Below are 8,409 nucleotides of genomic sequence, written 5' to 3'. Positions count from 1 at the left end.
TGTGGTGGCGATCTACTCTGGATTATACTAGATAGTCAACACCCTTGGGGGATAATATCAAGATGGTAAGATTCCGCCGGCTTTTTTATTGATTTTATTGTTATTGTTGTGCTGTAGATGAGGCAACGAGGGCAATAACCTTATCAATACTTGTGATGCTGCTACGCTTTAAGATAAGCTCTTGTCCGATAGTCAGGGCCAGTGTTTCACCCTTGGCGCGTAGCGCCGGATCTGAGATACTTTCCAGGTCAGAGACATGAGCAAGCCCGATAACACGCCGCATCATTTTGCAGCCCGCATATCCTACAGTATCCTGAAGTACATCTTGCAAATAAGCATCCACATATCCCGGTATTTTTGCGTATGCTTCTTGTGCCTTCTCTTCCCATAGATTACGGAATTCTGCTTCAAAAACATTCCATACTTGTACCACGGTGTCAAGCAAGTATGCCTGATAGGATTCCCGTTCTTGCGGTTCAAGTGTATGGCCTTCGTGTGCCGAATAGTTAAGGAGCAGATTGGCGATGAGCGCCCCAATGTCAAAGCCCATCGGTCCATAATAGGCGAATTCCGGATCGATGATTTTCGTATCTTCTTCCGTTACCATAATGCTTCCAGTATGCAAATCTCCGTGCAAAAGTGCTTGTCCCCGTGTCATAAAGCCTTCCTTCAGTCGTGCGATCTCAAGCTTTAGTTCGTTATCATTCCAGATTTGCTGTACCATATTGGACAGCAGCGGGTTGTAGGCGTTCGACGGATCGTCATGGAACGGATACGTAAAGACAAAGTTCTCTGTAATATTGCACAATTCAGGATTTGTAAAAGAAGCGGCTTTCCGCTTTTTTTCTACAGGTGACAGCGCCAAATCAGATGTTAGAAATAGTGTGCGTGCCAGAAATGTGCCGATTTGCTTGGCAAAATTAGGGTAGCGCTTTCTTTCCACCAATCCTTTGCGCATAATTTGATATTTGGATAAATCCTCCATCACGATTAATGCCAGCTCATTATCATGATGATATACTTCCGGAACAGAGCCGGGATACAGTTCATTTTCCAGAAGCAGCGCTTCGCTTTCGATACGAGCGCGATCAAGTGTAAGAGGCCAGGAGTCACCGATAACACGGACATATGGCAATGCTTGTTTGAAAATAATACTTTTACCCGATGGTCCCTCATCCTGTATGCGAAAGACGAAATTCAGGTTTCCGTCGCCGATTTCACGGCTAACCAACTGTGCATCTTGTGGAAAAAGATTCGGGATACTGCGGGCATATTCAACAGCTTCTTGTTCACTAAGTGTACGATAAGACATTGTAATACTCCCTTTCTCTTTGGTTTCGTTGTACATCTATTTTAAGTTACGTACATGACATATTTTCAATTTCTACAATATTCCCATCTTTACGGATATGAATATGAATAATTATAGCCTCAACTATCATTTGTGCAACTGTTTTTTCTCCTGCATGAAGCCCGGGAGTGATTCTGGTTATAAAGATACAGCATAAACATAGTGAATGGTTCATATGACTCGATTGTTATTTGTAGATTCACATTTCTTGCCCCTTTTTTGTAAATCTAACGATCTATATACAAATATAGGTAAATGATGTAAAAAATAATTGTATCTATCAATGTGGTTTTTAAACCGGATACCAAGCGAGAAAATATGTAAATGGGGGAAAGTGAATGAACAAAATTTCTATGAGAAAAACAGTATCTTCTTTGTTCGTGCTTCTTGTTTGCCTGGCTGTTCTGGTAAGCCCGCTATTGTCGACAGCAGTACAAGCAGCTTCATCAGCCAAAAGCCAGGCAATCGCAAAGGTGAAAGCAGATTATCAGTCTTATGCAACTAAGGTGAAAGGAGATTATCAACGATATAAGCAGCAGGCAGAGGGAGATTACCGCCGCCTTCAGGCGCTGGCTCAGAATGATTACAGACAGCTTATGCAGAAGGCAACGGAAGATTATAGGGCTGTACAAAAACAATACGGTTCCAAAGAGGCGGATGCATACTACGGAGAAATACATAGAAACGGTCTTGCTCTTGATCAGTACTATGGCGAAGTATACAGAAACGGCCTTGCTCTTGATCAATACTACGGAGAAATATACAGGAGCGGTCTTGCTCTTGATCGTTACTACGGAGAGGTGTACAGAAACGGCCTTACTCTTGATCAGTACTATGGTGAAGTATATAGAAATGGTTTAACCCTTGATTATTTTCAACGTCACGGAGGAAATATAGCGACATTGCATAAGAATTTTGCGAAAATCAGAGAGAATACGCAGAAAAAAATGAAACAGACCGAGACTCAAACCGCACAGGCGATAAATCAAAAGCGAACACAGACTATCCAAACTCTTTGTGTCTCTAAAAAGAATGCCATGAAAACATTATCTGATACGCGAAAAGAGATAACAGGCACAGGTATTGATTTTGGAACATTCGGAATTGACAGCTTGTGTGTGGCTAAATAAGAGAGAGGTGATTTTTGAAAGTAAAACAAGCTTCCTTTGCCATGGATAAGGAAGCTTGTCTACATCATGGTTTTTTCCTCTCATTCGATAATAGAAACGGCAAACAGCCGGTCGCCAAAAAACAGGAGCCTACAATCAATAGGATAATCCAATCACTTAAATTCATAGGAAACATCTCCTTATTTTACATTTTTATACTTGTTTAAAAGGAGATAAGTTGCATATTTCTACAATTTTTTTCTGTAATTTTAGAAGTTTTACTTCACTGTTCTTGTTTTCATTAAAGATAGTGAAAAAAGTAATTGACAACAACTTGTATTGTAAGTATGATTAGTCTCATTAAAATAAAAAATTAAAAAACTCTTATCAAGAGAAGGCGGAGGGATTAGGCCCGATGAAGCCCGGCAACCTGCTTGCGCATGCGCAGCAAGGTGCTACTTCCTACAGACATAGTTCTGAAAGATAAGGTGATGAAGCAAACGCACAACCTCTTTCAGATACGGAAGAGGTTTTTTGTATTCATATCGTTTTTTAATTACACATATTCTCATTAAGAGAAGGCGGAGGGACTGGCCCGATGAAGCCCGGCAACCTGCTTGCGCATGTGCAAGCAAGGTGCTACTTCCTGCAGGAGATATCCTGAGAGATGAGAGGCAACGTGATTCGGTAAGTCGAAGCGTCTCTCTTTTCAGTCGTAAAGAGAGGCGCTTTTCAATTATTCAACAAGTGTAAAGGGGAGTTTTCATAATGAAAAAGAGAATGCACATTATTTTATCGGCGTTTCTTATCCTGTTGCTTGCAGTTGTATCAAGCGCATGCGGTACACAAGGCACAAGCGCCGGTGCAGGAGAGCAAAAGGACGAGAAAAAAGAACCTTACTCCGTAGGTCCGCTTACAGGTAAGCGTGTTGCGCTCGTTATGCAGCTAAACCTCGGAACATTTTCAGCCCAGTATATAAGCGGTGTGAAAGAAGAAGTGGGGCGTTTTGGCGGACAGGTAACTGTGTTCGCGGCAGATGGTGATTTAGGTCGTATGACAGCTAACCTGGATGCGGCTATCAATCAGAAATTCGATGCGATTCTCATTGATCATGGTACGCCAGAAGCCCTACAGAATGGCATTAAAAAGGCAGTGTCACAAAATATCCCTGTTATTGTCTTTGATGCAGATGTGAAGGTTCCAGGTGTTACTGTTCTTCAGCAGGGGGACAAGGAGATGGCTACATCGGTTCTTGAAAAGCTGGCGAAAGATAATGATGGCAAGGCGAACATCGTAAAAATCTGGGTTGCAGGGTTTGCTCCAATGGAACGTCGTCAGGTAGCATACAAGGAGTTTTTGAGAAACAATTCAGGCATTAAAGAAGTGGCTGCTTTCGGCTCCGCAACAGCCAACACCGCGCTCGATACGCAGGCGCAGATGGAAGCGGTATTGAAAAAATACCCAAATAAAGGAGACATTACGGCTGTATTCGCTGCCTGGGATGAATTCGCAAAAGGAGCAACTCGTGCGATTGAACAGGCTGGACGCACGGAAATCAAAGTATACGGTATTGATATGAGTGATGAAGACTTGCAAATGATTCAAAATCCGAAGGGACCGTGGGTAGCATCTGCGGCAGTGGATCCGAAAGATATTGGACGTGTACAGGTACGTTATGCTTATCAGAAGCTGCATGGCGATAAGACACCGGATAGCGTTGAACTAAAATCGGTACTGGTAACACGTGAAGCACTTCCGGCTGATAAAGTAACCACCGATACGCTGAATAAGCATATTAAAGATTGGGGCAGCAGCCAGCAAGGCATTGCCGATTGGATGAAAAAATAATCCGTTGTCCCACCGGCCAGATAAAGCCGGTGGGATTTTTCTGGATAGGCAGAGGAAATGGGGGAGAATCGTATGAAACAACCGACGGCAGTGAAGTTGCACATGCATCATATCAACAAGTTGTTTGGGGGAGTTCATGCACTCAAAGATGTCGATTTCACTGTACACGGTGGTGAGATTCATGCGTTGCTCGGAGCAAATGGTGCAGGAAAAAGCACCTTAATGAAAATATTGTCCGGGGCATATCAGGCAGACGGTGGGGCTATCCGGCTAAACGAACAGACGATTACCGTAGCAAGTCCGGCTGATGCCAAAGCAGCAGGGATTCATTGTGTATATCAGGAAGTAGACACTGCACTTGTTCCGTCATTAACCGTATGTGAAAATATTTTGCTAGACCGCAAGCCGAAGGGAAAGGGTTTACGCTGGCTGCGATGGAATGCGATGTACCAGGAGGCGGAGGCCATACTGCGCGAGATTGGCTATGAGATACCGGTGCGTGAGAAGGCAGAAAATCTCACACTATCGGAAAAGCAAATCGTGCTTATCGCAAGAGCGGTTTCCCAGCAAGCCAAATGTGTTATCTTCGATGAGCCGACCGCGCCATTAAGTCTGGAGGAAGCGGAGCGTTTATTCCGGGTGATGAATCGTTTGAAAGCGGATGGCGTAGCCTGCATCTTCATCTCGCACCGTTTGCCGGAAATCATGACGGTGTGCGATCGGGTCACAGTGATGCGCGATGGATGCCATGTATGGACCAAAAGCACGGCAGAGCTCCAGATTACACATATTGTCGAAGCGATGCTTGGCAAAACCTTTCAGGAAGAAAACCCGAAAGTAGCAGCGAATATCGGGGAAACACTGTTGGAGGTGCGCGGTGTCCGCCAGGGTACAAAAGTTCGTGGAGTGGACTTTCAGGTGCGCAGTGGAGAAGTGGTTGGCATTGTCGGATTGGTAGGAGCGGGCAAAACAGAACTGTCACGCCTGTTATTCGGTGCCGATACGATGGAGGAAGGAGAGATTGTGCTTGGTGGGCGGACGGTGCGGCTGCGCGAACCGCGGGATGCAGTTCGTGCCGGAATTGTGCTCGTACCGGAAGAGAGGCGCAAGGAAGGAATTCTCATAGACGAAAGCATTCGTACCAATCTTACGCTTCCTATTCTTAAGCATTTTACCGCAGGCGGATTTATTCGTCGTAACGAAGAGAAGGAACACGCCCGGAGCATGATTGGCGATTTGGGGGTGAAGACTCCGCATGAGGAAGCGGCGGTCGGATACTTAAGCGGAGGAAACCAGCAAAAAGTTGTCATCGGCAAGTGGCTGGCAACAGAAGCGGACGTATTTTTATTTGATGAACCGACAAAGGGAGTTGATATCGGCGCGAAGCGGGACATTTTTACGCTTATCGGAAAGCTCGCGCAGGCCGGAAAGGGGATTGTATATCTTTCCTGCGAAATTGCTGAAATTATAGGCATCTCCGACAGGGTTCTTGTTATGTGTGACGGGCGAATCGTCAAGGAGCTTACTGGCAGCGAAGTTACATCAGAGAACATCTTATTGTATGCGAGCGGGGGAGAAAGCCATGAAGAAAAATAAAGTGCTCGATTTTTCATATAAGTATGGAGCTATTTTCGTTATTATTGCTGTCATTATATTTTTTAGTATCGTAAATCCGAATTTTTTGACGTACGACAACATCACGGATATTCTGCGTTATATTTCTATCGTAACGTTGGTAGCGATTGGTGTAACGTTCTCGCTTATCGTAGATGGATTTGATCTGTCTGTCGGCTCCACTGTATCGTTGACGACGGTTGTGACCGCATCATTGATGGTATGGTATCAGCTGCCGCTTCCTCTGGTCATTCTCATACCCATATTGCTCGGAGCGATTGTCGGTTTAGTTAATGCATGGCTTATTGTCAAAATCCGTATTCCGGATTTGCTGGCAACGCTTAGTATGCTCTATATTGTCGCTGGATTGCATAAGACATATACACAGGGATTTTCGATATACAATAACATGCCAATGCCGGATGGAAGCACGGCTCAAGGCATACTGGGAGAAGGATTCCTGTGGATTGGTCAGGGCAAGCTGCTGGGGGTTCCTGTACCGGTTATTATTATGCTGGTTGCTGTTGTGGCGGTTCACGTTTTCCTTGCGTATACACGTGGCGGACGCCTTCTGTATATTACCGGGGGAAATCAGGAAGCAGCGAGATTGAGCGGGATTTCTATTTATAAAGTGCGTACGGTAGCATATGTCTTATCCGGTGTGTTCGCAGCGCTAGCCGGGATTATTTTCACAGCGCGTGTCGGTTCTGGACAGGTGGATGCAGGTTCGCCATTACTAATGGAAGCGGTCGCGGCCGCATTCGTTGGCTTTTCTGTGTTTGGAGCAGGGAAACCGAATGTTATCGGTACGTTCCTCGGAGCATTTCTTATCGGTATTCTTGTGAATGGATTGACGATGCTAAACCTTCCTTATTACGCATTTGACATCATTAAAGGTGCGGTATTAGTGTTTGCACTGTCCATGACTTATTTGCACATGCATCGTCGGAAGTCATAATGCACGGCTTCTTAGCCCATCTTATGATATGATCAGAACGAATAAAGATTAATGATGGGGAGCGAGGAGGCATACGATGACAGAGCGCACATACAAAGGTTATTTGCTTGATCTGGATGGAACCATTTATCGGGGAGGCGAAGTCATCCCGGAAGCGGTCTCGTTTGTTGAAGCATTAAAAAAGAAAGGCATACCTTATCAGTATGTGACGAACAATTCGTCACTCACACCGGAGCAACTGGCGGAAAAGCTGCAAAAAATGGGGCTAAACGCAGTTCCGGAAGATTTCTTCACTTCCAGTATGGCGGTGGCCGAAACGATTGAAGAAATAGAGCGGAAAGAAAAAACGATGGATAAGGTAAAGGTACTGGCAATCGGGGAGAAAGGGTTAAAAATGGCACTTTCTGAAGCGGGATATGAGCTGGTGGAAAAAGCCCCGGCTTCATATGTCGTAGTTGGTATTGATCGTCAGTTCACCTATGAGAAAATGAAACAAGCGACGCTTGCCATCTACGGGGGTGCAAGATTTCTTTCTACAAACTGCGACCGGGCTATTCCTACAGAGGAAGGGCTAGTACCTGGCAACGGTTCGCTTACTGCTTCTATCGCATATGCAACACGGACGGAGCCATTATATGTAGGAAAGCCGGAACAGGCAATTATTATACTGGCCCTTGAGAAACTTGGACTTCGTACGGACGAAGTGCTGCTCATCGGGGATAATCTGGAGACTGATATTGCCGCTGGCGGGCGAAGTGGCGTCGATACGCTGTTAGTCTACAGCGGATTTAGCAGGGAAGCTGACCTGGAAGGGGCGGAAGTACAGCCGACATATACGGTTTCCAGCCTGGCGGATTGGAGTATATAGCATAAAAAGACTGTCAGGAAGACGCTTCTTCCTAACAGTCTTTTTATGTATAATGAAGTGAGTTTTTATCTCGTACCGAAACGGCTATGCGCCAGACGGCTGGAGGCTGCCGCCGCAATGGCGCCCACGATATCGTCGAGAAAGGTGTGTACAACGCCTTCGTTTCCTTCCTTTTGATTCAAAACCTTTAAAATGCCGGGTTTGACTTTATCTACATAGCCGTAGTTTGTAAATCCGATACTACCATATACATTTACGATAGATAGAGCTAGAACTTCATCGATGCCGTATAGTCCTTCATCCTGAGCCAGCATCTCCTGCAAGGGCTCGATTAGCATGCCTTTCTCGGCCAGAATATCGAGCTGAATGCCAGTGATGATTGCATTTTGAATTTCGCGTTTTTGCAATACTTTTTTGATATTGTACTCGCATGTCTCTTTATCCAAATCGGGAAAATAAGGCTTCTGCAAGTACATGACAAGCTCTACAAGATGATCCATAGTGACGCCGCGTTCTTTCAATAAATGATAGGCGGTTTCCCGAACCTTCTCGTCTCGAACAGCATAATTCATATTGCTCATAAGCTTCGCATCCTTTTACGGAGATTTGCGGAAAGAAAATATATTGTCATCACGCCTGTTGATTATCCATAAGGTGGAAG

7 protein-coding genes and 2 riboswitches are annotated in these 8,409 nt (G+C 45.0%); of the genes, 5 read left to right on the top strand and 2 right to left on the bottom strand.

Translation table 11 applies throughout. From position 1 onward, the window contains the following. Window positions 1-100: 100 nt before the first annotated feature. Window positions 101-1,312 carry an S-methyl-5-thioribose kinase gene (gene mtnK / locus HMPREF0083_RS19345; protein ID WP_040303944.1) on the bottom strand — a complete coding sequence of 404 codons (1,212 nt, stop codon included), beginning with the start codon at window positions 1,310-1,312 and terminating at the stop codon, window positions 101-103. Between the two features lie 377 nt (window positions 1,313-1,689). On the opposite strand from mtnK, the gene HMPREF0083_RS19340 reads away from it, so the two are divergent. The 5 genes from HMPREF0083_RS19340 to HMPREF0083_RS19315 all read left to right on the top strand — a co-directional run bounded on the left by HMPREF0083_RS19340 (window position 1,690) and on the right by HMPREF0083_RS19315 (window position 7,748). Continuing rightward, entirely contained in the window at window positions 1,690-2,481 is a 792-nt protein-coding gene (locus HMPREF0083_RS19340) for a hypothetical protein (RefSeq protein ID WP_021623380.1), read from the top strand. 360 nt (window positions 2,482-2,841) lie between these two features. Continuing rightward, window positions 2,842-2,950: riboswitch (SAM riboswitch) on the top strand. 75 nt (window positions 2,951-3,025) lie between these two features. Next, window positions 3,026-3,134, top strand: a riboswitch (SAM riboswitch). A gap of 94 nt (window positions 3,135-3,228) precedes the next feature. Then, on the top strand, window positions 3,229-4,308 hold the full coding sequence (locus HMPREF0083_RS19330; RefSeq protein ID WP_021623378.1) for a sugar ABC transporter substrate-binding protein: 1,080 nt from the start codon (window positions 3,229-3,231) through the stop codon (window positions 4,306-4,308). Between the two features lie 72 nt (window positions 4,309-4,380). Beyond that, window positions 4,381-5,904 (top strand): sugar ABC transporter ATP-binding protein, encoded by a 1,524-nt coding sequence (locus HMPREF0083_RS19325; protein WP_040303938.1) that lies wholly within the window; start codon window positions 4,381-4,383, stop codon window positions 5,902-5,904. After that, window positions 5,891-6,880, top strand: a complete 990-nt coding sequence (locus tag HMPREF0083_RS19320) for an ABC transporter permease (RefSeq protein ID WP_021623376.1) — start codon at window positions 5,891-5,893, stop codon at window positions 6,878-6,880. Before HMPREF0083_RS19325 ends, HMPREF0083_RS19320 begins: the two co-directional genes overlap by 14 nt. A gap of 76 nt (window positions 6,881-6,956) precedes the next feature. Beyond that, entirely contained in the window at window positions 6,957-7,748 is a 792-nt protein-coding gene (locus HMPREF0083_RS19315; RefSeq protein WP_021623375.1) for a TIGR01457 family HAD-type hydrolase, read from the top strand. A 65-nt stretch (window positions 7,749-7,813) separates the two neighbouring features. Here HMPREF0083_RS19315 and HMPREF0083_RS19310 read toward each other — a convergent pair whose 3' ends face one another. Continuing rightward, a complete protein-coding gene (locus HMPREF0083_RS19310) occupies window positions 7,814-8,320 on the bottom strand; it encodes a phosphatidylglycerophosphatase A family protein (protein WP_021623374.1) in 507 nt (168 codons plus the stop codon). Window positions 8,321-8,409: the final 89 nt, after the last annotated feature.

The sequence above is a fragment of the Aneurinibacillus aneurinilyticus ATCC 12856 genome (assembly GCF_000466385.1).
Classification (GTDB): Bacteria; Bacillota; Bacilli; order Aneurinibacillales; family Aneurinibacillaceae; genus Aneurinibacillus; species Aneurinibacillus aneurinilyticus.
This window is presented reverse-complemented; position numbering and strand designations above follow the sequence as displayed.